Below are 25,077 nucleotides of genomic sequence, written 5' to 3'. Positions count from 1 at the left end.
GGAGTTTCCGCGTGAGCTGGAAGACTGAAAACCGTTCCTTCTATTACGCTCTGGCGCCCGAGCCGGACGATCCGGTGCTCGATCCCGCGACCACGGCCCTGCTCGTGATCGACGTGCAGAACACCTATCTGGAGCGCCCGGACCGCGCGTCCCTCGCGAGCGAGGCCGAACGTGCCCATTACGACGGCTGGACGCCGTTCCATGAGCGGATGCACGGCACGGTGATCCCCAACATCGCCGATCTGCTCACCCGCTTCCGCGCCCGCGGCATCGAGTGCCTGTTCGCCCGCATCGCCTGCCAGACCACAGACGGGCGCGACCGTTCGCTCAGCCAGAAGAAGCCCGGCTTCAACAATCTGCTGCTGCCCAAGGACGAGCACGCCTCGCAGATGGTGCCGGCGCTCGCCCCGGTCGGCGACGAGATCGTCGTCACCAAGACCACCGACAGCGCGCTCACCGGCACCAATCTGCGGCTCATCCTCGCCAATCTCGGCATCCGCACCGTCGTCTGCGTCGGCATTTTCACCGACCAGTGCGTCTCCTCCACCGTGCGCAGCCTCGCCGATGAGAGCTTCGACGTGGTGGTGCTGGAGGATTGCTGCGCGGCGGCGACCGACGACCTGCACCGGCGCGAGCTGGAGATCATCAACATGATCTATTGCAACGTGATGCGCGCCAACGACCTGACATCGCTGATGAACCTGCAAGTGCCCTGAAACGACCACGTGCCCTGAAAGTACCCAAAGACAGCAAGTGCCCCATGACACAGCCCATGTATGACGATGCGTTCCTGGCGAAACTGGAGGCGGGCCTGCGCAGTGCCCTGCCCTTCTGGGGCCTGCCGGACGCCACCGCGCTGAAGCTGCTCACCATCTCCGAGAACGCCACCTTCCGCGCGCATGATCCGTTGAGCGGGCGCCATGTCGTGTTCCGCGTCCACCGGCCGGGCTATCACACCCGTACCGAGATCGAGTCGGAACTCGCCTGGCTCACCGCGCTCGGCCGCGATGGCGTTGTGCCGACGCTCACCCCCGTGCCGAAGACCGATGGCACGCTGATCGCCGACATTGACGATGAAGGCACCACCCGCCACGCCGTCGCCTTCGAGCTGGTGTCGGGGAGCGAGCCGGCCGAGGGCGAGGATCTGCCGCGCTGGTTCCGCGAACTGGGCGCCATCAATGCCCGGCTGCATGCCCATGCGCGGAGCTGGCAGCCCCCGGCGGGCTTCGTGCGCAAGCGGTGGGACTATGACGCCATGCTCGGCAACGTCCTGCTCTGGGGCGACTGGCGCGCCGCGCTCGGCCTCACCGAGGAAGGCCGCGCGATCCTTGAGCGCACCGCCCTCGTGCTGCGCGATCTGGTCGCGGATTACGGCACCGCGCCGGACCGGTTCGGCCTTGTCCATGCCGATATGCGCGTCGCCAATCTGCTGGTCGATGGCGACCGGCTGTCGGTGATCGACTTCGACGATTGCGGCTTCTCCTGGTATCTCTACGACTTCGCCGCCGCCATCAGCTTTGTCGAGCACGAGCCCTATATTCCGCAGCTTCAGGCCGCCTGGATCGAGGGCTACCGCACCGTCGCGCCGCTGCCCGACGAGGACTGCGCCATCCTGCCGGTGTTCATCATGCTGCGCCGGATGCTGCTAACCGCCTGGGTCGCCTCCCATGCCGAGACGCCGACCGCGCAGGCCATGGGCGAGGCCTATACCCATGGCACGGTCGCGCTCGCCCGTATTTTCCTTGCCCGCTACGACGCGGGCCTACCGGCCGCCGGCAACGAGAGGGCCGCCTCATGAAAACCCGCGAATTGCAGATTCTCTCGCTCAACGCCTTTGGCGAGGGCGGGGCCACCCTCGCCCCCGACATCGCCGCCCTGGTCGAGCGGCGCCGGAAAAGCTACGGCGCCGGCTCGGTGCTGTTCTATGACGAGCCGCTGAAGATCGTGCGCGCCGAGGGCGCCTATCTCTACGCCTCGGACGGGCGCGGCTATCTCGACTTCTACAACAACGTGCCGACCGTCGGCCATTGCCACCCCAAGGTGGTCGAGGCGGTGCAGCGCCAGGTCGGCGCCTTCAACATCCATTCGCGCTATCTGTTCGACATCTCGCACGATTATGCCGAGAAGCTGCTCGCCACCTTCCCGCCCGCGCTGAGCAATCTCGTGCTCACCTGCACCGGCAGCGAGAGCAATGATCTCGCTTTGCGCATGGCCAAGCGCATCAGCGGCGGCAGCGGCTTCGTCGTCACCCGCACCGCCTATCACGGCAATACCGCGACCGTGACGGAGGTCTCGCCCTCCTCCTACAAGCGCGGCGCCCCGCCCCCGCATGTGCGCCTCGTGCCGCCGCCCGATCCGGCGCTGTTCGGCAATGATGTGGCGCAGGGCTTCGCCGACGCGGTGGCCGACGCCATCGCCGCGATGGAAGCGGACGGCATCAAATTCGCCGGCCTGCTGGTCGACACCATCTTCTCCTCGGACGGCGTCTATGCCGACCCGCCCGGCTTCCTGAAAGCGGCGGTCGAAGTGGCGCACAAGGCGGGCGGGCTGTTCATCGCCGATGAGGTGCAGCCGGGCTTCGGGCGCACCGGCGCGGGCATGTGGGGCTTCTCGCGCCATGGGGTGATGCCGGACATTGTCACCATGGGCAAGCCGATGGGCAATGGCTACCCGATCGCCGGCGTCGTCACCCGGCCGGAGATCCTCACCGCCTTCTGCGACGATTTCGGCTATTTCAACACCTTCGCCGCCAGCCCGCTCGCCACCGCCGCCGCCCTCGCGGTGCTGGAGGCAATCGAGGAAGACGGGCTGATCGCCAATGCGGCGAGCGTCGGCCGTCACCTGATGGCGCGGCTGAAGCACCTTCAGGCGAAAGCCCCGATCACCGCCGTGCGCGGCGCCGGGCTCTATCTCGGCGTCGAGTTCGGCGATGAGCAGGGCCCCGCGCCGGAGATCGCCAAGGGCCTGATCAACGGCCTGCGCCAGCGCGGCATCCTCATCGGCGCCGCCGGCCAGTACGGCAATGTGCTGAAGATCCGCCCGCCGCTCTGCGTCACCACCGTCCATGCCGACGAACTGGTCGACGCCATGGCCGACCTGCTCGCCTAATCGCGGGAGGGCGGCGCGCCGATCCAGTCGGCCGCCGCCTGCCGTACCGCCGCCAGCACGCAGGCGCCGACCGCCTCGCCGACCGCCGTGTGCATGCCGGCATAAGGCTCGCCCTCCGGCGTGGCCGGCGCCGCCATCACCACGCAATCCGTGCCCGTGCCGGTCACCGCCGCATCCATCCTCGCCGCCCGATAACCCGCCTCGATCAGCGCCACCGTGCGCGCCTGCACGACGAGCGCGCTCGCCTCCAGCAGCGCCGCATCGGTGAGCGGCCGGTCGATCGTGGCGAGGATGTTGATGGTCCCCGCCCCTTCCGGCGCCAGCACCCGCCGCGCCCCGATCCGCTCCCCATTGCGCAGGCCGAGCGTGACGATGGCGCCGGCGCGCACGCCTTCCACCTTCGCTGTCCCGCAGACATAAGAAGCGACATTGCGGGCGGTGAGCATCCCCACCGCGTCAGCAAGCCCGGCCTGCGCGAGTTCATCCGCGAACCAGCGGTCGGCATCGACCTCCGGCCCCAATTCCCCCACGCCGACCTCGCGCCACGCCACCTCGCGCGCGGTGACGAAACCCGGCCGGTGCGGTGCCCAGCTCACCAGCCGGTGCGGCGTGGCAAAGCGCACCGTCAGCCACGGACGGCGGCAGTCGATGGTCAGCATCGTCTCACGCCTGGTCGAGATAGCGCCGGGCGAGATGCGCCTTGAAGACGCCGGCATCGAGCGGCCGCCCGGTGGCGCGGGTCAAAAGCTCATCGGTCGAATAGAGCGAGCCCTGGCTGTGGACATGGGTGCGCAGCCAGAAGACCAGCGGGGTGAAATCGCCGCGCCCGATGCCCGGCAGCACGTCCGGCTCGGCCCGGCAGGCGGCGTCGAACAGCTGCGCCGCCGTCATGGCGCCCAGCGTGTAGGTCGGGAAATAACCCCAGCCCCCGCTCGGCCAGTGAATGTCCTGCAGGCAGCCGAGCCGGTCATTGGGCGGGACGATGCCGAGCAGATCGCGCATGCCCGCATTCCAGGCCAGCGGCAGCTCTTTGAGCGGCAGGTCGCCGGCGATCATCGCCTTTTCCAGCCGGTAGCGCAGGATGACATGGGACGGATAGGTCACCTCATCCGCATCGACCCGGATGAAGCCGGGCTCCACACGGGTCGCCCGCCGCCACAGCGATTGCGCCTCCCAGCCAAGTCCCTGCTCGCCCGCCCCCTGCCCGCCAAACGCCTCGGCCATCAGCGGCGCGGCGAAGTCGAAAAAGGCGCGCGAGCGGCAGGCCTGCATTTCCATGATGAGCGACTGGCTCTCATGCACGCTCATGCCGCGCGCCGACCCCACCGGCTGGTTCATATAGGCGGCGGGCCGGCCCTGCTCATAAAGTGCGTGGCCGGTCTCGTGGATCACGCCCATCAGCGCCTTGCTGAAATCGGCCTCGTCATAGCGGGTGGTGATGCGCACATCATTGTCGGCGCCGCCGCAGAACGGGTGGGCGGAAATGTCGAGCCGCCCCCGGTCGAAATCATAGCCGAGCGCGGCCATCACCTTCAGCCCGAGCTGGCGCTGCGCCTCCACGGCGAACGGCCCTTGCGGCGCCGCCGGCTCCGGGCGGCGGGCCTGCGCGGCGAGCGCCTCCTGCGTGAAGCCGGGAAGAAACGCCGCGAGATCATCGAACAGCGCGTCGATCTGCACCGCGCTTCCGCCGGGCTCATAATCGTTCAGCAGCGCGTCATAGACGGAAAGGCCGAGCTTCTCGCCCTTGGCGACGCCCGCCTCGCGCTGGAGCCGCAGCACCTCCTGCATCAGCGGCAGCAAAGCGGGGAAATCGGCATTCTCCCGCGCGCTGCGCCACGCCATCTCGCAGGCGGAAATCGCCCGGCTGGTGGCGGCGACGAGATCGGCGGGCAGCGCGGTCTGGATGGTCCAGCTCCGGCGGATCTCGCGCAGATTGGCCCGCTCCCAGGCGCCGAGATCGCCCTCTCCCTCGGCCGCGCCCAGCCAGTCGCCAATGCGCGGATCGACCGCCATCTCATGCGCCATCACCCGCAGCAGCGCCATGCTGTCGGCCCGCGAAGCGGCGGCGCCCTTCGGCATCATCGCATCGCTATCCCATTGCAGGATGCCGATGGCATTGGAGAGGGCGGAGAGGCGGCCGAAATGATCGGCAATCTGCGAATAGGCACTCATCGGGCGGCTCCGGGCGGGACTGACACCCCTTCCTTCCCGGATCGGCCGCGCCGGTCAATGGAATTGCGACGCGAGGGAACGGGGACGCGAAGCGCCCGCCCTCATTTCAGCCCGCGCGTCAGCACGGCGAGCCAGTCCGCCTCCGTCACCACGCCGGCAGGCCGGTTCTGCGCATCGACGATGAACACGGCATGGGCGCGGTCCTGCGCATAGCGCGGCAGCAGGCTGATGGCCGGCGTCCCCGGCCGCGCCGTCGCTGGGGCGGACATCACGGCGCCGGTCGTCCCCGTGGCCGCGACCAGCTCGGGCAGGCCGACCGCGCCGACAAGGCGCCCCTGCTCATCCACCACTGCCAGCCGGCGCACATCGGCATCGACCAGCAGGGCGCGGGCCGTGGCGGCGGGGGCGGAAGCCTCCACCGACAGGACCGGGGAGGACATCAGGTCGCGGCAGGCGATCTGCTGATAGCTGCGCGCCAGCGCGTGCCGCTCCACCGAGCGAAGGATGGCTTCGAGATCGTCCGTGCCGATGTCATAGGTCTCGCCGAGTTCGGCCAGCGTCGCCTCCATGTCGCCGCGGCTGAAGGTGAAGGGCGGGGCCTCCGCCTTCTTCGGCGCGACGGCCGGCGCGACATGGGGGAAGGCGTGGCCGGAAAAGCGGTGATAGCCATAGGCGCTGGCCACCAGGATCACCGCGTTCAGCCCCACCGGCAGCAGCGGGAACAGATAGCCGGAGGACGCGCCGGCAAACAGCCCCACCAGCGCCGCCGCCCCGCCGGGCGGATGCAGGCAGCGCAGCAGCGACATGGCGGCGATCGCCCCGGCCACGGCAAGGCCGGCCGAGAGCGCCGAGAGCGGGAGCAGATGGGCGATCAGCACCCCCACCAGCGCCGACACGACATTGCCGCCGATCACCGGCCAGGGCTGCGCCATCGGGCTCGCCGGCACGGCGAAAAGCAGCACGGCCGAGGCGCCCATGGGCGGCACGATCCAGAGGATTTCGGGATTCTGGTGGGCGGCGACGGCACTGATGAAGGCGGTCAGGCCGATGCCGACCAGCGCGCCCAGCGAGGCGAGCAGGCGATCGCGCAGCGTGGCGCCGGCAAGGATGGGACGGAAGATTTTCAGTCGTGTGAAGGCTGACAAGGCCCACTCCAGATAGTTCGCCATAGGGAGGCAAAAAGGGGAGGCAGAGGGAGAAACGGGCCCTCAGCCGGAAAGGGCCGCCGGCGGGGCGACGGCATCGGGTGCCTGAAGCGCGCCGAGCGACAGGATGAGATCGCGCAGCCCATGCCGGCGCGCCAGCACATCGGCCAGGGTGTAGCGGTCGAACACGCCGAGAAAGGCGGCGAGCGCCTCGTCCAGCACCGAGGACAGGCCGCAGCCGCCCGCCAGCACGCAGCTCGGGCAGTCGACGAGGTCGAGATCATCCTCGGTATGGCGCAGCAGGGCACCCATATTGATGTCCTGCGCGGGGCGGGCCAGCCGGAATCCGCCCCGGCGCCCGCGCGCACTGGCCACGAAGCCGGCGCGCCCCAGATCGTTCATCACCTTCATCAGATGGTTGTGCGAAATGCCATAGGCGCCCGCCATTTCCGAGATCGAGCAGGGGCGATCGGAACGCGCCGCGAGGTAGAGCATCACGCGCATGGCGTAGTCGGAATAGCGGGTCAGTCGCATCGTGCGTCTGGATCTCTTCCAATCAAAAAATAGATGTATAGCATATACATGATTTAACGGAGAGGCTACCGGATGAACGACAGCACCAGACCGGCCGATCGCAGCAGCATCGGCGGGGCCCCCGGCGGCGGCGCGCCGCGCCGCTTCATCATCGAGAGCCGGACACCGGAAAGCGCGGTCATCACCTCGTTCCGCCTGCGCCCGGCCGATGGCGCCGCACCCGCCCCGCATGTGGCCGGTCAGCATCTCACCTTGTTCGCCGACATTCCCGGCCATGGCCGGGTGAAGCGCAATTACAGCCTTTCCTCGGCGCCCGATGGCGCGACCTACCGCATCTCGGTGAAGCGCGAAGCTCAGGGGCTGGTCTCGCGCTGGCTGCATGACGCGGCCGCGATCGGCACCGCGCTCGATATCGCCCCACCCGCCGGCAGCTTCGTTCTGCCCGCGAGCGATGTCCGCCCCGTGCTTCTGCTCAGCGCCGGGGTCGGCCTCACGCCGATGATCGCCATGCTGGAAGCCGCCGCCGCCGACCGGCCGGAGCTGAGGGTTCATTTCATTCACTGCACCCGCGACGGCACCACCCACGCCTTTCGCGATCACGTGCGGGCGCTGGCGAAGCGCCGCGCGAACCTCTCCGCCACCATCTTCTATTCCCGCCCCGCGCCGGACGATCAGGCCGGGCGCGACTATGACGAAGCCGGTCCCCTCACCCTCGACAGGCTCAGGGAATGCGCGCCGCTCGATGAGGCGGAGATCTATGTCTGCGGCCCCCCACGCTTACTGCGCGATTTCATTCCCGGCCTTGCCGCAAGCGGGGTGCCGGCGGAGCGGCTGCATTACGAGTTCTTCGGCCCGGTGGAGGACCTGTTCGGCGAGGCCCCCGCAACCGTCCCGCCGGCCGCGCCCACCCCATCGCCGCACGCTTATGCGGCCCGCGCGGCCGACGGCTTCTCCCGCTCCGGCATTGGCGAGGCGCTGGTGGACAGCGCCGGCGACGCGGTGATCGCCAGCGACCGGGCGGGCGCCATCGTGCTGTGGAATGCGGGGGCGCAGCGCATCTTCGGCTTCTCAGAGGACGAGGCGCTCGGCCAGTCGCTCGACATCATCATCCCCGAGCCGTTCCGCGCCCGGCATTGGGAGGGCTATCACGAGACCGTCGCCTCCGGGGAGAGCCGCTATGGCGCGGGCGACCTGCTCGCCGTCCCCGGCCTCGACAAACAGGGCAAGCGCCTCTCGCTGGAGTTCACCATCGTGCTGCTGAAGGACGAGGACGGGCGCGTCACCGGCATGGTGGCGAGCCTGCGTGACGTCTCCGCGCGCTTCGAGGAGATGAAGGCGCTGAAGAAGAAGCTCGCCGCCGCCGAGCAGGCGGGCGCGCCGAGCTGATCGCTTGCCTGAACGCGGGCGGGGGAATTGACGAGACCGCGCCGCCGATCCGCGCCATGCTGCCTTAACCCCGCCCTCAACCGACGAGGTCCGCCATGGTCCAGACCTTCGATGCCATCGTGATCGGCGCCGGCCAGGCCGGCCCCCCGCTCGCCGGCCGCCTGACCAGGGCCGGCCAGAAGGTCGCGGTGATCGAGCGCCGCGATTTCGGCGGCACCTGCGTCAACACCGGCTGCCGGCCGACCAAGACGCTGGTGGCGAGCGCCTATGCCGCCCGCATGGCGCAGCGCGCGGCCGAATATGGCGTGGTGCTGGCCGCCCCGCCCGGCATCGACATGGCCGTGGTGCAGGGCCGCGCCGGCAAGATCATCACCGAGGGCCGCGCCGCCATCGAGGCCTGGCTGCGCGGCATGGAGGGCTGCACCGTGCTGCGCGGCCATGCCCGCTTCACCGCGCCGCACACGATCGAGGTGGACGGCGCGACGCTGACCGCTCCCCGCATCTTCATCAATGTCGGCGGGCGCGCCAGCGTGCCGGACCTGCCGGGGCTTTCCGACGTGCCCTATCTCACCAACCGCGACATGGTGGAGATGACCGAGCTGCCCGACCATCTGGTAGTTGTCGGCGGCTCCTATATCGGGCTGGAATTCGCGCAGATGTTCGCCCGCTTCGGCGCCCGCGTCACGGTCATCGAGAAGGGCCCGCGCCTCATCGCCCGCGAGGACGAGGATGTCTCGGCCACGGTGCGCGCGATATTGGAGGCCGAGGGCATCGCCATCCACACCGGCGCCGACATCAGCGAGGTCGCGCGCGACGGCGCGGGCATCGCCGTGCATCTCGCCACGGCGGGCGGGCGCGCGACGGTCACCGGCTCGCACCTCCTCCTCGCCGTCGGCCGGCGCCCCAACACCGACGATCTCGGCCTCGATGCCGCCGGCATCGCCACCGATGCGCGCGGCTACATCACCGTCGACGAGCATCTGGAGACCAGCGCCCCCGACGTCTATGCGCTCGGCGACTGCAACGGGCGCGGCGCCTTCACCCACACCGCCTATAACGACTTCGAGATCGTCGCCGCCAACCTGCTGGACGGGCAGGACCGCAAGATCGGCCAGCGCCTGCCGGGCTATGCGCTCTACACCGATCCGCCGCTCGGCCGCGTCGGCATGACGGAGGCGCAGGCGCGCCGCACCGGCCGCCCGCTGCTCATCGGCACGCGGCCGATGACGCGGGTCGGCCGCGCGGTGGAGAGGGGCGAGACGCAGGGCTTCATGAAGGTGGTGGTCGACGCGGGAACCCAGCGCATCCTCGGCGCCGCCATTCTCGGCACCGGCGGCGACGAGGCAATCCATGGCCTGCTCGACATCATGAATGCCGATCTGCCGTACACGGTGTTCCAGAAGGCGGTGCCGATCCATCCCACCGTGTCGGAGCTGATCCCCACCCTGCTTGAGGAGATGGTCCCGGCACAATGAGCGGCGCCGTCAGCGGCCTGCGACGAGGCCGCCCCGCCCGGCCTCAGAACCCCAGCGCGCCGCCATCCTTGCGCGCATCGGAGCCGGCCATCAGGAAGCCGGTGGCGGGATCGCGGACGATGATCTGCCCGCCGCCGATCGGCTCGATCGCGACCTTCACCGTGTGGCCGCGCGCCGTGAGCTCCGCGCGGACCTCCTCCGGCACGGCGGGTTCCACTTCCAGCGTGCCGTCAAAGCCGAAGGAGCGCGGCGCGTCGATCGCGCTTTGCGGGTCGAGCCCCCAGTCGAACAGGCCCGACAGCAGCGCCGCTTGCCCGGCGGACTGGTAATGACCGCCCATCACGCCGAACACGCCGACCGCCTCCCCGTCGCGGCGCAGCAGGCCGGGAATGATCGTGTGGAGCGGGCGCTTGCCCGGCGCGATGGCGTTGGGATGGCCCTCGATCAGCCGGAACGAGGCGCCGCGCGAGTGCAGGAGAATGCCGGTTTCCGGGTCGATCCGCGTCGAGCCATAGGCGTGGAAGATCGAGTTGATGAAGGACACCATGTTGCCGTCGCGGTCGACCGCGCAGACATAGACCGTGTCCTTGTGCTCGGGCTCGTCCCACAGGGCCGGCGGGCGGGCGCGGGTCATGTCGATATGGGCGGCGAGGCGCTCCGCGGTCGCCTTGGAGAGCAGTTCCGCCACCGGCACGGTCATGGCAGCGGGATCAGCCAGCAGCGCGTCGCGGTTGTGATAGGCGAGCTTGGTCGCCTCGGCGTGGATATGGATACGGTCGGCCATCGAGACATCCGGCCCGAGGTCGAACTCACCGAGGATGTTCATCAGCAGCAGCGCGAACAGCCCCTGCCCGTTCGGCGGGCATTCCTCCACCGTGTAGCCGCGGAACCCGGTCGAGATTGGCGTGGTGTAGAAGGCGCCATCCTTCATCGCCGCGAAATCGTCGAGCGTGTGCAGCCCGCCCAGACTCTGGAGGTAGCGCACCAGCGACTCGGCGACCTTGCCTTCATAGAAGGCGCTCGCGCCATGGGCGGCGATCTCGCGCAGGCGCTGGCCGAGCAGCGGCTGGGCATGGCGCTCGCCCGCCGCGTAGGGCGCGCCATCCTTCAGGAAAAAGGCGCTGGCATTGGCATCCTGCGCCAGCAGGGGCGCCTCGTCGGCCCAGTCGAAGGCGACGCGCTGCGCCACCGGATAGCCGTTCTCGGCATAGTCGACGGCGCGGGCGAAGATCTGGTCGAGCGGCAGGCGGCCATAATCGGCATGCAGCCGGGTCCAGGCCGAGATGGCGCCGGGAATGGTGACGGCATGGGCGCTGGTGCGGGGAATCTCGGTGGTGAGCCCGGCCGCCTTGAGCGCGGCGACGCTCGCCGCCATCGGCGCCCGGCCGCTGCCGTTCATGGCCACGGTCGGCTTGCCGGCGGGGGCATACAGCACGAAGCAGTCACCGCCGATGCCGGTCATCGCCGGCTCGACCACGCATTGCGCCGCCACGGCGGCAATCGCCGCATCCATGGCGGTGCCGCCGGCCTGCAATATCTCCAGCCCCGCCGCCGTGGCGAGCGGGTGCGAGGTGGCAATCGCCGCCTCGCGGGCAAACAGGGTCGGGCGGCCGGGGCCGAAGAAATCAGGGCGATGGGTTGAGATCACGGAAGATGGTCCTGCTCGGGTGGCGCATCGAACCGGCGAGGTTCAGCATCTGTCTAGCATGTTCCCCGCCGGCCGGGAGCGGGCCTGTGTCAGGCGATCTGGCTGGCGCTCATCGCCCAAAGTCTCATCCCCGTCTGGCACTGCTTTTGCTGGCATTCTCGGCCCGGCCGGCCTCCAATGCGTGGCCTGCCACCGTCAGGATTCGAGTACCCCGCCATGGGCCCCCAGGTCGTCCCCGTCGCTTCCGATCCCACCGTTCCGCCGGAGGCCGATGTCGTCATCGTCGGCGGCGGCATTATCGGCACCACCAGCGCGCTCTATCTCGCCGAACGCGGCCTAAAGGTCGTGCTGTGCGAGAAGGGCCACATCGCCGGCGAGCAATCGAGCCGCAACTGGGGCTGGTGCCGTCAGGCCAAGCGCGACCCGCGCGAATTCGAGCTGATCCGCGAGGCGCTGCGCCTGTGGCGCGGCATGGATGCCCATATCGGCGCCGCCACTGGCTTCACCACCACCGGCATCCTGTTCGCCGCCAATGACGCGAAGAAGGAAGCCTCCTTCGAGAGCTGGGTGAAGGAAGCCGCCGGCGCCGGCATCAAGTCCGAAATGCTCTCCGGCGCCGGCATCGCCCGCGTCATGCAAGGCGACAGTACCCCGCCCAAGGCGGCGCTCTGGTGCGATAGCGACGGGCGGGCCGAACCGCAGAAGGCCGCCCCCGCCATTGCCGAAGCGGCGCGCCGCAAGGGCGCGGTGATCCTCACCGATTGCGCCGTGCGCGGCGTCGAGACGGGCGGCGGCCGGGTCATCGCCGCCGTCACCGAGCGCGGGCGCATCGCCACCTCGAACATCGTGGTGGCCGGCGGCGCCTGGACGCGGCGCATCCTCAAGGATGTCGGCATCGACCTGCCGCAGCTCAAGGTGCGCGCCAGCGTGCTGCGCACCTCACCGGTGCCCGGCGGGCCGCTGCCCGCTCTGTGGGACCATGATTTCGCCCTGCGCCGGCGGGAGGATGGCGGCTACACCATCGCCAATGGCCATGTGAACGTCGTGCCCATCGTTCCCGACAGCTTCCGCTTCTGCTTCGATTTCCTGCCGGCGCTGCAGATGGAATTCGCCTCGCTGCGGCTGCGCCTCGGCGCGCGCTTCCTCACCGAATGGCAGGAAGGCGCGCTTCGCCCGTTCGACCGGCCCTCGGTCTATGAGGCGGCGCGCGTGCTCGATCCCGCCCCCGATCAGGGCTATCTCGATCAGGCCTTCGCCGCGCTGAAGGCGCGTTTCCCGGCCTTCGTCGATGCCCGCATCGTGCAGAGCTGGGCCGGGTTCATCGACGCGACGCCCGACGCGGTGCCGGTGATCTCGCCGGTCGAGAAAGTCTCCGGCCTCGTCGTCGCCACCGGCTTTTCCGGCCATGGCTTCGGCATCGGGCCCGGCGCCGGCCATCTGGTCGCCGATCTCGTCACCGGCGCCGCACCCATCGCCGATCCGCATCCCTACCGCCTGTCGCGCTTTTTCGACGGCTCCCGCCCGCGCCCCATGGCGGGGCTCTGACCGTCCCGACCGGCAACCGCAACGGAGAACCCACCGTGGCCCAGACCATCGCCCGCCGCCCGCTGCCGCGCTCGCTCTACGCGAAGACAGCGATCCCCGCGCCGGAAACGACGGCGCTCAGCGGCGACGTCACGGCCAGGGTCGCCATTGTCGGCGCGGGCTTCACCGGCCTGTCGACCGCGCTGCATCTGGCCGAGGCCGGCATCGACACGGTGGTGATCGACGCCAGCGCCATTGGCTGGGGGGCCTCCGGGCGCAATGGCGGGCAGGTCAATCCCGGCCTCAAATGGGAGCCCGAGGACCTCGTCGCGCGCTTCGGCCGCGATCTCGGCGGGCGCATGGTCAAGCTCGGCCATGAGGCGCCCAGCCTCGTCTTCGATCTCATCGCCAGGCACGGCATCGACTGCGCGCCGAAGCGCGGCGGCACGCTGCGCGCCGCTCTCTCGGAGAGCGCCGCCACCGGCATTCGCGACTTCCAGCGGCAATGGACGGATTTCGGCGCCGATGTGGTGCTGGCCGATGCCCGCGAGATGGTGCGCCTCACCGGCACCGGCGCCTATATCTTCGGCGCCCATGACCGGCGCGGCGGGCAGGTGAACCCGCTCGGCTATTGCCGGGGCCTCGCCGGCGCGGCGCTGAAGGCCGGCGCGCGCATCTTCACCGACACTCCGGCGGTCAAGCTGACGCGCGGCGCGGGCGGCTGGGAGGTGACGACGCCGGGCGGCACGGTGCGCGCCGAGCGGGTTGTGCTCGCCACCAATGGCTATAGCGACAACCTCTGGCCGGGGCTGCGCCGCTCCATCGTGCCGGTGTTCTCCTCGATCACCGCCACCGAGCCCCTGCCGCCGGAACTGGTCCGCGCCGTCATGCCGGATGGCGTGGTGCTCTACGAGATGTCCTCATCCTATGCCTATTACCGCATCGACGATGCCGGCCGCTTCATCATGGGCGGGCGCAGCGTGCTGCGCGAGGCGAGCGCGGTCGAAGATTACCGCGCGCTGGTCGACCACGCGACGCGGCTTTTCCCGGTGCTCCGGGCGTTCGAGTGGACGCATCGCTGGAACGGGCAGGTCGCCGTCACCTGGGATCACCTGCCGCGTGTCCACGAGCCCGAGGCGGGGCTGCATATCGGGCTCGGCTATAATGGCCGCGGCGTCGCCATGGCCACCGCCATGGGCCGGATGCTGGCGCGCCGGGCGGCGGGGGGCGGGCCGGAGACGCTCGACCTGCCGGTCACCGCCATCCGTCCCATCCTCGGCCACGCGGCCTGGCCGCTGGTGGTCAAGACAAGTCTGAAGTGGCACCGCCTGCGCGAGTGCCTCGGCCACTGACGCGCACATAGCAGAAGGCCCGGAGCGCGGCGGCGCCCCGGGCCTTTTTCATGCGCGGGGAAAGTTCAGGCCAGCGTGCCGCGCAGCCGTTCGGAGCGGCGGCGCAGCAGTTCGAGCGTCATCATCAGCAGCGCGGCGAAGATGACCAGGAAGGTTGCCGCCGCGGTGATGGTCGGCGAGATCTGCTCGCGAATGCCGGAGAACATCTGCCGCGGCAAGGTGCGCTGGTCGGGGCTGGCGAGGAACAGCGCCACCACCACCTCGTCCCACGAGGTGACGAAGGCGAACAGCGCGCCCGAGGTCACGCCCGGCGCGATCAGCGGCAGCGTCACGGTGCGGAACGCGGTCCAGGGCGAGGCGCCGAGCGAGGCGGCGGCCCGCGTCAGCGAGCGGTCGAAACCGGTCAGCGTCGCCGTCACGGTGATGACGACGAAGGGCGTGCCGAGAATGGCATGGGCGAGGATCAGCCCGAGATAGGTGTTGTTCAGCCCCACCGCCGCGAAGCCGAAGAACATCGCCACCGCGACGATCACCACCGGCACGATCATCGGCGAGATCAGGATCGACAGGATCAGCCCGGAGAACGGCACATTGCCGCGCGACAGGCCGAGTGCGGCGAGCGTGCCGAGCCCGGTGGCGATCAGCGTCGCGAAGAAGGCGACGATGCTGCTGTTGTACAGCGCCTCCCGCCAGCGTTCGTTGAAGAAGAAATCCTCGTACCAGCGCAGGCTCAGCCCCGGCAGCGGATAGGTGAACCATGGCTCGCTCGAAAAGGAGAGCGGCATGATCACGAGGATCGGCCCCACCAGGAACAGGAAGACCAGCGTGCAGTACAGCGCGAAGACCAGATAGGTGAACTTCTCGCGCGGCGTGGCATAGGACGGTGCAAGCATGTCGGTCAGCCCAGTTTCACCTTGTCGATGCCCACGAGGCGGTTGAACACCGCATAGAGCACCAGCGTGATCAGCAGCAGGATGGCACCGAGCGCGGAAGCCTGCCCCCAGTTCATCTCGCGGTTGGTGTAGAGCGCCACGAAATAGCTCACCATCTGGTCCTGCGGCCCGCCGACCAGCGCCGGCGTGATGTAGTAGCCGAGCGACAGGATGAAGGTGAGCAGGCAGCCGGCGCCGACGCCCGGCAGGGTCTGCGGCATGTAGACCGAGACAAAGGCGGTCAGCGGGCCGGCGCCCAGCGAACGGGCCGCGCGCAGATGCGAGGCGGGGATCGACTTCATCACCGAATAGATCGGCAGGATGGTGAAGGGGAGCTGGATATGCGTCATCGCCAGCACCGTGCCGAAGCGGTTGAAGATCAGTTGCACGCGCTCGGTGGTGATGTTCAGCGCCAGCAGGGCGTCGTTCAGCACGCCATTGCTTTGCAGCAGCACGATCCAGGCGGTGGTCCGCACCAGGATCGAGGTGGTGAAGGGCAGCAGCACCAGGATCATCAGCATGTTGGCGTGCTTGGGCGGCAGGATCGCCAGCAAATGCGCCACCGGATAGCCGAGGATCAGCGTGGCCAGCGTCACCATGAAGCTGATCCAGATGGTGCGGTAGAAGATTTCCAGGAAGATCGACTGGTCGGCGAAATTCCAGCTCACCGCGCCGGTCGCGTCCTGCCGGAGGTCGAGCGAGGTGAGCAGGTAATAGGGCGTCATCACGCCGCCGGCCCGCTTCATGATCGCCCAGAAATCGACCGAGCCCCACTCCGCGTCATTGGCCAGGAACTTGTCCTTCCACGGCCCGCCGCCGCCGGCGTCGATGAGACGCCCGGCCTTGAGGAAGCGCGAGCGCGCGCCCGGCACCTCGTAATTGATGCGCTTGCCGACCAGCGCCGTGGTGCGGTCCTTCTGCGTCTGAACCAGATCCTCGGCGAAGGCCGCGAAAACGCCCTCGCCCGGTGTCGCGGTGCCGTCCCAGCTCTCCAGCGCCACCATGGTGCGGGGCAGGCTGTCGCGCACTTCGGTGTTTTCCACCGAGCGGACCAGCATCAGGCCGATCGGCAGCGCGAACACCGCCAGCACGAACAGCAGCAGCGGCGCGACGAGCGAGAAGGAGCGTGCCCGGTTCAGGCGCTCGGCGCGCCGGAGCTTGGTCTTGAGCGAGGTACGGTCGACACCGGGTCCGGCGTCACCCTCCAGGGCAGCCACGGCCATGAGATAGTCCCCCTCGGCTGGTGCCGGGTCGTCCGCACGCAGGCGGCAACCCGATCGGTTTCCGGCCGGGACACCGAGAGTCCCGGCCGCTGGTTTCACCCTGCCCGGTTGAGGGGCAGGCGGTCGTTCAGGCGCCTTACTGGGCAACCCAGGTGTTGAAACGCTTCAGCAGTTCTTCCTTGTTGTCGCCCCAGAACACCGGGTCGTTGGCGAGCGCGGTCTTCGCGTTCTCCGGCGCGGTCGGCAGGTCCTTCAGGATGTCCGGGGCGATCTTCGCGGTGGCGGCGAGCAGCGCCGGGCCGTAGGAGATGTACTTGGTCTGCTCGGCCTGGGCCTCCGGGCTGGAGGCGAATTCGACGAACTTGTAGACCGCGTCGAGGTCCTTCACGCCTTTGGGGATCGCCCACAGGTCGTAGTCGAGCAGCTGGCCGTCCCAGACGATCTTGAAGTTCTTCTTGTCGACCTTGTTGGCGTTGAAGATGCGGCCGTTCCAGGCGGTCGTCATCACCACTTCACCCGAGGCGAGCAGCTGCGGCGGCTGGGCGCCGGCTTCCCACCAGACGATGTCCTTCTTGATGGTGTCGAGCTTCTTGAAGGCCTTCTCGACGCCTTCCTTGGTCTTCAGCGTCTCATAGACCTTGTCGGCCGGCACGCCTTCGGCCATCAGCGCGAATTCGAGATTGCCGAACGGGGTCTTCTGGAGCGCGCGCTTGCCCGGCCACTTCTTGGTGTCGAACAGGTCGCCGATGGTCTTCGGGCCGTCCTTTATCTTGTCGGCGTCATAGGCGTAGATCGTCGAATAGATGATGGTCGGGATGCCGCAGTCGAAGGTGGAGCCCTTCACGAAGGCTTCCTTGCCGCCAAACTTGGAATAGTCGATCGGGGTCAGGAAGCCCTCGTCGCAGCCCTGCTGCGCGGTCGCCGCGTCAACGTCGATGGCGTCCCAGGTGGTGTTGCCGGATTCGACCATGGCGCGGATGCGGGCCGCCTCGCCATTGTACTCTTCCTGCGTGATCTTGATGCCGGTCTTGGCGGTGAAGGGCTTGTAATAGGCCTCTTCCTGACTCTTCTGGTAGGCGCCACCCCAGGAGGTGATGGTCAGGCTGTCCGCCGCGAAGGCGGAGCCGCACGCCGCCGAGAGGGCGAGCGCGGAAAGGGTCATCGTCAACGACTTGATCTGCATGAATTTTCCCTCGGGTCGGTTGCTGGCTGGAGGAGATGTCAGGCCGCGTCGAGGGCGCGGCAATCCTGCGCGCGCCAGCCGAGCGGTATGCGGGAGCCGATGTCGAGCACCGGACGGTCCTCGACATTGCTGACCTTGACGACGACCTCGGAGCCGCCATCGAGACGGCAGCGCACGCGGACATGGTCGCCGAGATAGATGACCTCGGCGATTTCGGCCTCGAAGCGGTTGTCGACCGCGCCGTCGGGCGGGGCGATCTTGACGCGTTCGGGACGGATCGAGAGGAGGCAGTTCTGGCCGACGCCGGCGGCCGAGGTCAGGGTGGCCGAGACCACCTCGCCGCTGCCCAGCACCACCGAGCAGAGCGTGCCGTTGGCGGCTTCGATCCGTCCGGGAAGGCGGTTGTTCTCGCCGATGAACTGGGCGACGAAGGAATTCGCCGGGCTCTCGTACAACTCCGAGGGCGGGGCGACCTGCTGGATGATGCCGGCATTGAACACAGCGACGCGGTCCGACATGGTCAGCGCCTCGCTCTGGTCATGCGTGACGTAGACCACGGTGATGCCAAGCCGTTCATGCAGATGGCGGATTTCCATCTGCATATGCTCGCGCAACTGCTTGTCGAGCGCGCCGAGCGGCTCGTCCATCAGCACCAGCTTGGGCTCGAAGACGAGGGCGCGGGCGAGCGCGACGCGCTGCTGCTGGCCGCCCGAGAGCTGGCCGGGCATGCGCGCGGCGAAGCTGCCGAGCTCGACCATGTCGAGCGCCTTGACAACCCGCTCGGCGGTCTCCGCCTTGGACACGCCCCGCACCTTCAGCGGATAGCCGACATTCTGCGCGACGCTCATATGCGGGAACAGCGCGTAGTTCTGGAACACCATGCCGATGTTGCGCTTTTCCGGCGGCAGCGCGTCGATGCGGTTGCCGTCCAGCATGATGTCGCCGGCGGTCGGGGTCTCGAAACCCGCGAGCATCATCAGCGTGGTGGTCTTTCCCGAGCCCGAGGGTCCGAGAAGGGTAAGAAACTCACCCCGACGGATGCGCAGGCTGAGGTCCTTCACCACCAGCACTTCGCCGTCATAGGTTTTCTGAACCCCGGCGAATTCGACAAAGCTCTCTTTGGCACTCACGGGAAGCCTCATTAATGCTCCTCAGCACTGGCGGGGGAGGATTGGCCGCTCCTCCCGGGCTCGTTTCAGGCGTTCATGTGTGTCCACCCGCCGGAAGCGGGCCCCCTGTCTTCCGCAAGCACCGTGCCAACCGGGCGCAGCCGCCCGGAGCCCCCTCACTTGAGCACCGCACAAGATAAAAAGATAGATGTATTTCAATAGCTTATGGATAGATCGCCGGCCGGCGGGCATGGGCCCGCGATGCGCGCCCATGAGGCCTCGCCTGGGTCGGCTCCCTCCCTGTTGTCCGATGGTATGGCACACCGGACCCCGCCTGTTGCTGAAGAACTAGGCGCGCTTATTTTTAGGCCTTCCGACCCAGCACGCCCCTGCGTCACGCCACGGATCGCGTGTCTGCGGGGATTGCTCGGGCATCAGCGGCCACGGCCATGCTAGGCCCTCCCGCGACGCAAGGGCATGTGGAAGCCGTCACCCCGGTTGTCTCAAAGCGACGTTCGCCCAACACAGTGGCGCGAAACAGCGCATGTGACGCTTTTCGATGCGTTCGGCACCGTCAGCGACATTACATTGTGTTGCGAAGGAGGGGTGCCAGGCCGAGATCGTCATAACGTTCGGCGACCGCGTCGAGATCGGCCCGCAGGCGGGTGATGATCCAGTCCCGCAGATCCGCCACGATCGGGCGCAGCGGCTTGTCGCGCAGGCGCAGGAACTGGCAGTGCCGCCCGCTGGCCGTCGCCCGCGGCCCCGCCGGCACCAGCGCGCCCGTCCGCAGCCAGTGGCAGACCACGTTGAGCCAGCCCAGCGCCACGCCCTGCCCCAGCATCGCCGCCTGGACGACGATGGCATAGTCGTCGAGGTCCATCGTCTCGGGCGCAGGCGCGCCGGGTTCGGGGGTGACCAGATTCGACCAGTCGGGCTCGGCTTCACTCAGCCTGATCAGCCTGATCGTCCGCCTGACTGCACTGACACTCCGCCCGGTTTCCGCATAGGAAGGGCTGCACACCGGCAGCACGATCTCCGGCATGATGTAGCTGGCCTCATGGCGGGGATCGGCCCGGTCGAGAAAGCGCATGCCGAGATCGACATCGTGCACCGGCCCGCCGAGCGCCGTCATGATGAGCTGGAAGCGCAGTTCGAGCTTTGGAAAATCCCTTTTAAGTTCAGCCATATGCGGCATCATCCAATGGGTGGTGAAGCCGGTCGAGACCGACAGCGTGACGGTTTCGATGCCGATCCGCCGGTCCTCGATCTCCTGCAGCGCCCGCTCGATGCCGGAAAAGCCGCGCCCGATCGCCTCGTGCAGGATGCGCCCGGCCTCGGTCAGCGCCACCCCGCCGGGCAGCCGATCGAACAGGCTGACCCCGATATGCTCCTCCAGCCGCCCCACCATGCGACTCACCGCCGCCGGCGTCACATTCAACTCCTCCGCCGCCCTCGCAAAATTGCCGCAACGGGCGGCGGCTTCGAAGGTAAAAAAGCCGTTCATCGACGGCAGGATGAGGCGGATCTTACGCATTACATCTTGTAATACCGCCCTGAACTTTTTTCAATTGAACAGCTCCCGGCCCGCTGCTCTGCTGACCATGTTCTCAGCCAAGGCGGACACTCGCGCAGCCGCCCTAAATCGACCGGAGCCTGCGGTGAAACTTTCCGATTTCAAGGTCATGACGTTCGACGTCGTCGGCACACTGATCGACTTCGAGACCGGCGTTCTCAATGCCATGCGCACTCTCGGCGGCCCGAAAGCGGCCGCGGCCACGGATGACGAGATCTTCGGGCCGTACACGCGCGGACGAGACGCCTTCCACGGCCGTTCCTCCTTCGCCATGAAGGACGTGTATCTGTATGTCGCCAATGAATGCGGCTTCGTGAACGACGAAACCACGGCCGAGGCGTTCCAGCTCGCGGTATTCCGCTGGCCAGCCTTCGCCGACTCGGTCGAGGCGCTGCGCCGGCTGCGCCGCAACTACCGTCTGGTGGCGATGACCAACACCGACCGCACGGTCTTCTCGGCCTATTCCGCCACCCTCGGCAACCCGTTCCATGACAGCGTGACCTGCGACGAGGCCGGCTGCGCAAAGCCCGATCCGCGCTTCTTTTCCTATAATCTCGGCCGCCAGTCCGCCTTCGGGTATCAACAGGATGAGATCCTGCACGTCGCCCAGAGCCAGCATCACGACATCGGTGTCGCCCGCACTGAGGGCTACACCGTGTGCTGGATCGAGCGGCGGCAAGGGCTTGTCGGCTATGGCGGCACGCCGGCGCCGAAAAGCTTCACCACCCCGGACCTGCATCTGTCTTCGCTGAAGCAACTCGCCGACGCCGTCGACGCCGAACGCGCCGCCACCGGTCTGCCGATCTGACGCTCTCACCATGCCCGACGCCCCCTCCTCCTCCCTCGCCTGCGATACGCTCATCCTGGGCGGGGGAACGGCCGGCTGCGTTCTGGCCGCGCGCCTGTCGGAGGACGCGCACCGGCAGGTGATCTTGGTGGAAGCCGGCCGCGATATCTCGGCGCAGGACATCCCCGCCGACATCAGCGCGCGCTATCCGGGCCGGGCCTATCTCGACACCCGCAACATATGGGCCCGGCTCAGCGCGCTCATGGGCGCGGGCAACGCCCCCCGCCAGCCCCGGCGCTACGAACAGGCACGCCTCCTTGGTGGCGGCTCGGCGATCAACGCACTGATGGCGAACCGCGGCGCGCCGGGCGACTATGACGAGTGGGAAAGCCTCGGCGCGGAAGGCTGGGGCTGGCGGGACTGCCTGCCGGTCTTCCGCGCCATTGAGGCCGACCGCGACTTTTCGGGACCGCTACACGGTACCGACGGACCCATCATCGTGCGCCGCATCAGCCATGGCGCGATCTCACCCTTTGTCGACGGCGTCATGCGCACGCTTGACGCGCGCGGGTATCCCATCCGCCCGGACCAGAATGGTGAGTGGCTGGATGGCGCCTATCGCGGCACCGTCGCGGTCAGCGATGATGGCAGTCGACAGCCGACCTCGCTCGCCTATCTGACGTCGGATGTGCGCCGCCGCCCGAACCTGCGCGTTATCACCGACCATCAGGCCCGCCGGCTGCTGACAGATGGCGGCCGCATCACCGGCGCTGAACTCGACAGCCCCGCCGGTAGCCTCACCATCGATGCCGCGCAGGTCGTTCTCGCGGCGGGCGCCATCCATTCCCCCGCGCTGCTACTGCGCTCGGGCATCGGGCCGGCATCTGAGTTGCGGGCGCTCGGCATTCCGGTGGTGGCGGACCGCGCCGGTATCGGCCGCAATCTCATGGAGCACCCCTCCATCGCGGTGGCGACGTGGCTGCCGCCGGCCTTTCGCGAGCGCAACCCGGACGAGCACCACGAGCAGGCGATCTGGCGCTATAGCTCGGGCCTGGCCGGCGCACCGGCAGGCGACATGCACGCCGCCATTCTCTCCCGCGCCGGCTGGCATTGCGTGGGCCGACGCACCGGCTGCCTGTTCTTCTGGGTCAACAAAAGCTGGTCGCGCGGCAGCGTGCGCCTCGCGGCAGCCGATCCCGTCGCGGAGCCGCTCGTTGATTTCCGCATGCTCAGCGACGAGCGCGATCTCATGCGGCTGTGCGAGGCCTTGCGGATGGGTGCGGAACTCCTGCTCGATCCACGCCTCGACGGCGCGCGGGACGTGGTCTTCCCGGCGAGCTACTCCCCGCGCGTGGCGCAGATCGCCGTCCCCGGCCGTTGGAACGCATTTCAGCGCGGCACGCTAGCCGCTCTGCTGGACGCCGCCGGACCGCTACGCGCGGCGCTGATCCGTACCGTGGTGAGCGAGGGCATCACGATCCGCGACCTGCTGACCGATGAAAGCGCACTGACCGATTTCGTACGGCGCAATGTCGGCGGCACCTGGCACCCCAGCGGCACCTGCCGCATGGGCCGGAGCGACGACCCGCAAGCGGTCACCACCGCCCGGGGCGAGGTCATCGGCGTCGCCGCCCTGCGCGTGGCGGACGCCTCGCTTATGCCCTCCATCCCGCGCGCCAACACCAACATGCCGACCATCATGATTGCCGAGCGCATCGCCGCCTTCATCCGAGCGGAAGGCTGATCGCGCAGGCCCCGCATCAACGCGGTGCGCCGCCGACCGTGTCGGCCATGACAGCCCCGCGCTGACCGATCGGACGCGGCGCACCACGGTTCCAGCTCGACTTTGACGATCGAGGGCTCGGCGAGCAGGCCGAACAGCGGCACGAAGACCGCCAGCGCCGGGCTTTATGCGTTCTTTACATTCCGTCCCCGGCATTCCGGATAGAGCCCTTATTCGAGGAGGCCTAGATGAGACGGCAGCTCAACCAGGAAGCTGGAACATGCTGGATCTCATCTACCTCGCCATCGCCATCGGGTTCTTCGTTCTGATGGCGGCCTATGCCCGCTTCACGGCACGAGGATAAGCCATGCTTGACCTTGTCCTCGGCGGCGGCGTCGCGCTCGCCCTCGCCCTGTATCTCGTGACCGCGCTGCTGCGTCCCGAGAAATTCTGACGCGCCCCCCACACTCTTCGAAAGCACTGCCATGACCGTTCTCGGCTGGCTTCAGATAGCCATCATCCTCGCCCTTGTCGTCGCCGCGGCCGTGCCGCTCGGCGGCTACATGGCACGCCTCTACGCCGGCGAGCGCACCTTGCTGTCGTCCGTCCTCGGGCCCGTCGAGCGGGGTCTCTACCGCCTCGCCGGCACCGATCCGAAGGTCGAACAGAGCGCGCTCGGCTACACCCTTGCCATGCTCGCCTTCAACGCCGCCGGCGTGGCGCTGCTGTATGGACTGCTACGGCTTCAGGGCCTTCTGCCGTTCAACCCGCTCGGCTTTGGCAGTCTCTCGCCCGACCTCGCCTTCAACACGGCGGTCAGCTTCGTCACCAACACGAACTGGCAGTCCTATGGCGGCGAGACGACGATGAGCCTGTTCAGTCAGATGGCCGGGCTGACCGTGCAGAACTTCCTCTCCGCCGCCACGGGCCTCGCGCTCGCCGTGGCGCTGGTGCGGGCCTTCGCTCGCTCCAATGCATCCGGCGTCGGTAATTTCTTCGTCGATATGACGCGCTCGGTGCTTTACGTCCTGCTGCCGCTGGCGATCATCACCGGCCTCGCGCAGGTGGCGATGGGCGTGCCACAGACGCTGAACGCCAGCGTCACCGCGACCACGCTGGAAGGCGCGCAGCAGACCATCGCCATGGGGCCCGTTGCCTCGCAGATGGCGATCAAGCAGCTCGGCACCAATGGCGGCGGCTTCTTCAACGTCAATGCCGCGCATCCCTTCGAGAACCCGACTCCCTTCAGCAACGCGCTGGAAATCTGGCAGATGCTGGTCATCTCCATGGCGCTGGTCTTCGCCTTCGGCCGGTTGATCGGCGACCGCCGGCAGGCACGCGCGCTGGTCGGCGTCATCGCTCTCATTCTGGTCGCCGGCATCGCCATCGCCTATTGGGCGGAGGCCGCTGGAACGCCGTCCCTGCTCGCCGCGGGGCTCGATCCGACGGGCGGCAATATGGAAGGCAAGGAGGTCCGCTTTGGCCTCGCCGCCTCCGCCATGTTCGCGGCCGTCACCACCGGCCTGTCCGACGGCGCGGTGAACGCCATGCACGGCTCCTTCACCCCGCTCGGCGGCATGGTGCCGATGTTCCTGATCCAGCTCGGCGAAATCCTGCCGGGCGGCGTCGGCTCCGGGCTCTATGGCCTTCTGGTGATGGCGGTCATCACCGTCTTCGTCGCCGGCCTGATGGTCGGGCGCACGCCAGAATATCTCGGCAAGAAGATCGAGGCAAAAGAGGTGAAGATGGCGATCCTCGCCGTGCTGATCCTGCCCACCGCCATTCTCGGCTTCTCGGGCGTCGCCGCCGTGCTGCCGGATGCGCTCGCCGGCCTCGGCAATGCCGGCCCGCACGGCCTGTCGGAAATCCTCTACGCCTATTCCTCGGCGGCGGGGAACAACGGCTCGGCCTTTGGCGGCCTCTCGGCCAACTCGCCGTGGTGGAACACCACGCTGGGCCTCGCCATGCTGCTCGGCCGCTTCGCCTATATCGTGCCGATGATGGCGATCGCCGGCTCGCTCGCCGCCAAGCCGCGCCTTGCCGCGTCCTCCGGCACCTTCCCCACCCATGGCCTGCTCTTCGTCGGCCTGCTGACCGGCGTCATCCTCATCCTCGGCGGCCTTCAGTTCTTCCCGGCGCTCGCCCTCGGCCCGCTGGCCGAGCAGGTGCAGATGCTCGCCGGCAAGACCTTCTGACCGCG

General features: G+C 68.3%; 21 protein-coding genes. 10 read left to right on the top strand and 11 right to left on the bottom strand.

What is annotated here, in order from left to right; translation table 11 throughout:
• Positions 1-11: 11 nt before the first annotated feature.
• From KIP89_RS14935 to KIP89_RS14925, 3 genes are read left to right on the top strand one after another with little or no spacing between them, the layout of a single operon-like run.
• Complete coding sequence (locus KIP89_RS14935; protein WP_213756385.1) at positions 12-716, top strand: cysteine hydrolase family protein; 705 nt, start codon at positions 12-14, stop codon at positions 714-716.
• 44 nt (positions 717-760) lie between these two features.
• Entirely contained in the window at positions 761-1,798 is a 1,038-nt protein-coding gene (locus KIP89_RS14930) for a phosphotransferase enzyme family protein (RefSeq protein WP_213756384.1), read from the top strand.
• The gene (locus tag KIP89_RS14925) at positions 1,795-3,108 is read left to right on the top strand and encodes an aspartate aminotransferase family protein (RefSeq protein WP_213756383.1); all 1,314 of its coding nucleotides are present in this window, start codon (positions 1,795-1,797) and stop codon (positions 3,106-3,108) included. The genes KIP89_RS14930 and KIP89_RS14925 overlap by 4 nt, the downstream gene beginning before the upstream one ends.
• Here KIP89_RS14925 and KIP89_RS14920 read toward each other — a convergent pair.
• The 4 genes from KIP89_RS14920 to KIP89_RS14905 form a co-directional block, all read right to left on the bottom strand.
• The gene (locus tag KIP89_RS14920; RefSeq protein WP_213756382.1) at positions 3,105-3,767 is read right to left on the bottom strand and encodes an adenosylcobinamide amidohydrolase; all 663 of its coding nucleotides are present in this window, start codon (positions 3,765-3,767) and stop codon (positions 3,105-3,107) included. The two genes, KIP89_RS14925 and KIP89_RS14920, sit on opposite strands and share 4 nt — an antisense overlap.
• Before the next feature lie 4 nt (positions 3,768-3,771).
• Positions 3,772-5,280: a carboxypeptidase M32 gene (locus KIP89_RS14915; protein WP_213756381.1), complete on the bottom strand. Its 1,509-nt coding sequence runs from the start codon at positions 5,278-5,280 to the stop codon at positions 3,772-3,774.
• 101 nt (positions 5,281-5,381) lie between these two features.
• Entirely contained in the window at positions 5,382-6,425 is a 1,044-nt protein-coding gene (locus tag KIP89_RS14910) for an HPP family protein (protein ID WP_250152526.1), read from the bottom strand.
• Positions 6,426-6,488: 63 nt separating this feature from the next.
• The gene (locus KIP89_RS14905; protein ID WP_213756379.1) at positions 6,489-6,959 is read right to left on the bottom strand and encodes an RrF2 family transcriptional regulator; all 471 of its coding nucleotides are present in this window, start codon (positions 6,957-6,959) and stop codon (positions 6,489-6,491) included.
• Between the two features lie 72 nt (positions 6,960-7,031).
• Here KIP89_RS14905 and KIP89_RS20185 point away from each other — a divergent pair, with 72 nt between their 5' ends.
• Both KIP89_RS20185 and KIP89_RS14895 read left to right on the top strand, forming a co-directional pair.
• A complete protein-coding gene (locus KIP89_RS20185) occupies positions 7,032-8,345 on the top strand; it encodes a PAS domain S-box protein (protein ID WP_213756378.1) in 1,314 nt (437 codons plus the stop codon).
• A 95-nt stretch (positions 8,346-8,440) separates the two neighbouring features.
• Positions 8,441-9,820, top strand: a complete 1,380-nt coding sequence (locus KIP89_RS14895) for an FAD-containing oxidoreductase (protein WP_213756377.1) — start codon at positions 8,441-8,443, stop codon at positions 9,818-9,820.
• Between the two features lie 43 nt (positions 9,821-9,863).
• Here KIP89_RS14895 and KIP89_RS14890 read toward each other — a convergent pair whose 3' ends face one another.
• Positions 9,864-11,468: a gamma-glutamyltransferase family protein gene (locus tag KIP89_RS14890; protein WP_213756376.1), complete on the bottom strand. Its 1,605-nt coding sequence runs from the start codon at positions 11,466-11,468 to the stop codon at positions 9,864-9,866.
• Positions 11,469-11,684: 216 nt separating this feature from the next.
• On the opposite strand from KIP89_RS14890, the gene KIP89_RS14885 reads away from it, so the two are divergent.
• Together KIP89_RS14885 and KIP89_RS14880 are read left to right on the top strand one after the other, a co-directional pair.
• Positions 11,685-13,013 carry an NAD(P)/FAD-dependent oxidoreductase gene (locus tag KIP89_RS14885; RefSeq protein WP_213756375.1) on the top strand — a complete coding sequence of 443 codons (1,329 nt, stop codon included), beginning with the start codon at positions 11,685-11,687 and terminating at the stop codon, positions 13,011-13,013.
• Positions 13,014-13,048: 35 nt separating this feature from the next.
• Positions 13,049-14,344, top strand: coding sequence for an NAD(P)/FAD-dependent oxidoreductase (locus tag KIP89_RS14880; protein WP_213756374.1), 1,296 nt, complete (start codon positions 13,049-13,051; stop codon positions 14,342-14,344).
• A gap of 65 nt (positions 14,345-14,409) precedes the next feature.
• Here KIP89_RS14880 and KIP89_RS14875 read toward each other — a convergent pair whose 3' ends face one another.
• The 5 genes from KIP89_RS14875 to KIP89_RS14855 all read right to left on the bottom strand — a co-directional run bounded on the left by KIP89_RS14875 (position 14,410) and on the right by KIP89_RS14855 (position 20,328).
• Positions 14,410-15,237: an ABC transporter permease gene (locus tag KIP89_RS14875; protein WP_213756373.1), complete on the bottom strand. Its 828-nt coding sequence runs from the start codon at positions 15,235-15,237 to the stop codon at positions 14,410-14,412.
• 5 nt (positions 15,238-15,242) lie between these two features.
• A complete protein-coding gene (locus tag KIP89_RS14870; protein ID WP_213756372.1) occupies positions 15,243-16,499 on the bottom strand; it encodes an ABC transporter permease in 1,257 nt (418 codons plus the stop codon).
• A gap of 136 nt (positions 16,500-16,635) precedes the next feature.
• Positions 16,636-17,682 carry an ABC transporter substrate-binding protein gene (locus KIP89_RS14865; protein WP_213756371.1) on the bottom strand — a complete coding sequence of 349 codons (1,047 nt, stop codon included), beginning with the start codon at positions 17,680-17,682 and terminating at the stop codon, positions 16,636-16,638.
• A 38-nt stretch (positions 17,683-17,720) separates the two neighbouring features.
• Complete coding sequence (locus tag KIP89_RS14860) at positions 17,721-18,824, bottom strand: ABC transporter ATP-binding protein (protein WP_213756370.1); 1,104 nt, start codon at positions 18,822-18,824, stop codon at positions 17,721-17,723.
• 550 nt (positions 18,825-19,374) lie between these two features.
• Positions 19,375-20,328, bottom strand: a complete 954-nt coding sequence (locus KIP89_RS14855) for a LysR family transcriptional regulator (RefSeq protein ID WP_213756369.1) — start codon at positions 20,326-20,328, stop codon at positions 19,375-19,377.
• A 124-nt stretch (positions 20,329-20,452) separates the two neighbouring features.
• Between KIP89_RS14855 and KIP89_RS14850 the strand changes: the two genes are divergently transcribed.
• Entirely contained in the window at positions 20,453-21,175 is a 723-nt protein-coding gene (locus tag KIP89_RS14850; protein ID WP_213756368.1) for an HAD-IA family hydrolase, read from the top strand.
• Positions 21,176-21,185: 10 nt separating this feature from the next.
• Positions 21,186-22,898 (top strand): GMC family oxidoreductase, encoded by a 1,713-nt coding sequence (locus tag KIP89_RS14845; protein ID WP_213756367.1) that lies wholly within the window; start codon positions 21,186-21,188, stop codon positions 22,896-22,898.
• 223 nt (positions 22,899-23,121) lie between these two features.
• On the opposite strand, the gene KIP89_RS20220 is transcribed toward KIP89_RS14845, so the two are convergent.
• On the bottom strand, positions 23,122-23,364 hold the full coding sequence (locus tag KIP89_RS20220; RefSeq protein ID WP_250152525.1) for a hypothetical protein: 243 nt from the start codon (positions 23,362-23,364) through the stop codon (positions 23,122-23,124).
• On the opposite strand from KIP89_RS20220, the gene kdpA reads away from it, so the two are divergent.
• Positions 23,363-25,072: a potassium-transporting ATPase subunit KdpA gene (kdpA, locus tag KIP89_RS14835; protein ID WP_213756366.1), complete on the top strand. Its 1,710-nt coding sequence runs from the start codon at positions 23,363-23,365 to the stop codon at positions 25,070-25,072. The genes KIP89_RS20220 and kdpA overlap by 2 nt on opposite strands.
• The last annotated feature ends 5 nt before the right edge of the window (positions 25,073-25,077 follow it).

The sequence above is a fragment of the Ancylobacter radicis genome, from assembly GCF_018449475.1.
Lineage (GTDB): Bacteria > Pseudomonadota > Alphaproteobacteria > Rhizobiales > Xanthobacteraceae > Ancylobacter > Ancylobacter radicis.
Note: the sequence above shows the minus strand (reverse complement) of the source record. Positions and strands in the feature narration are given on the sequence as shown.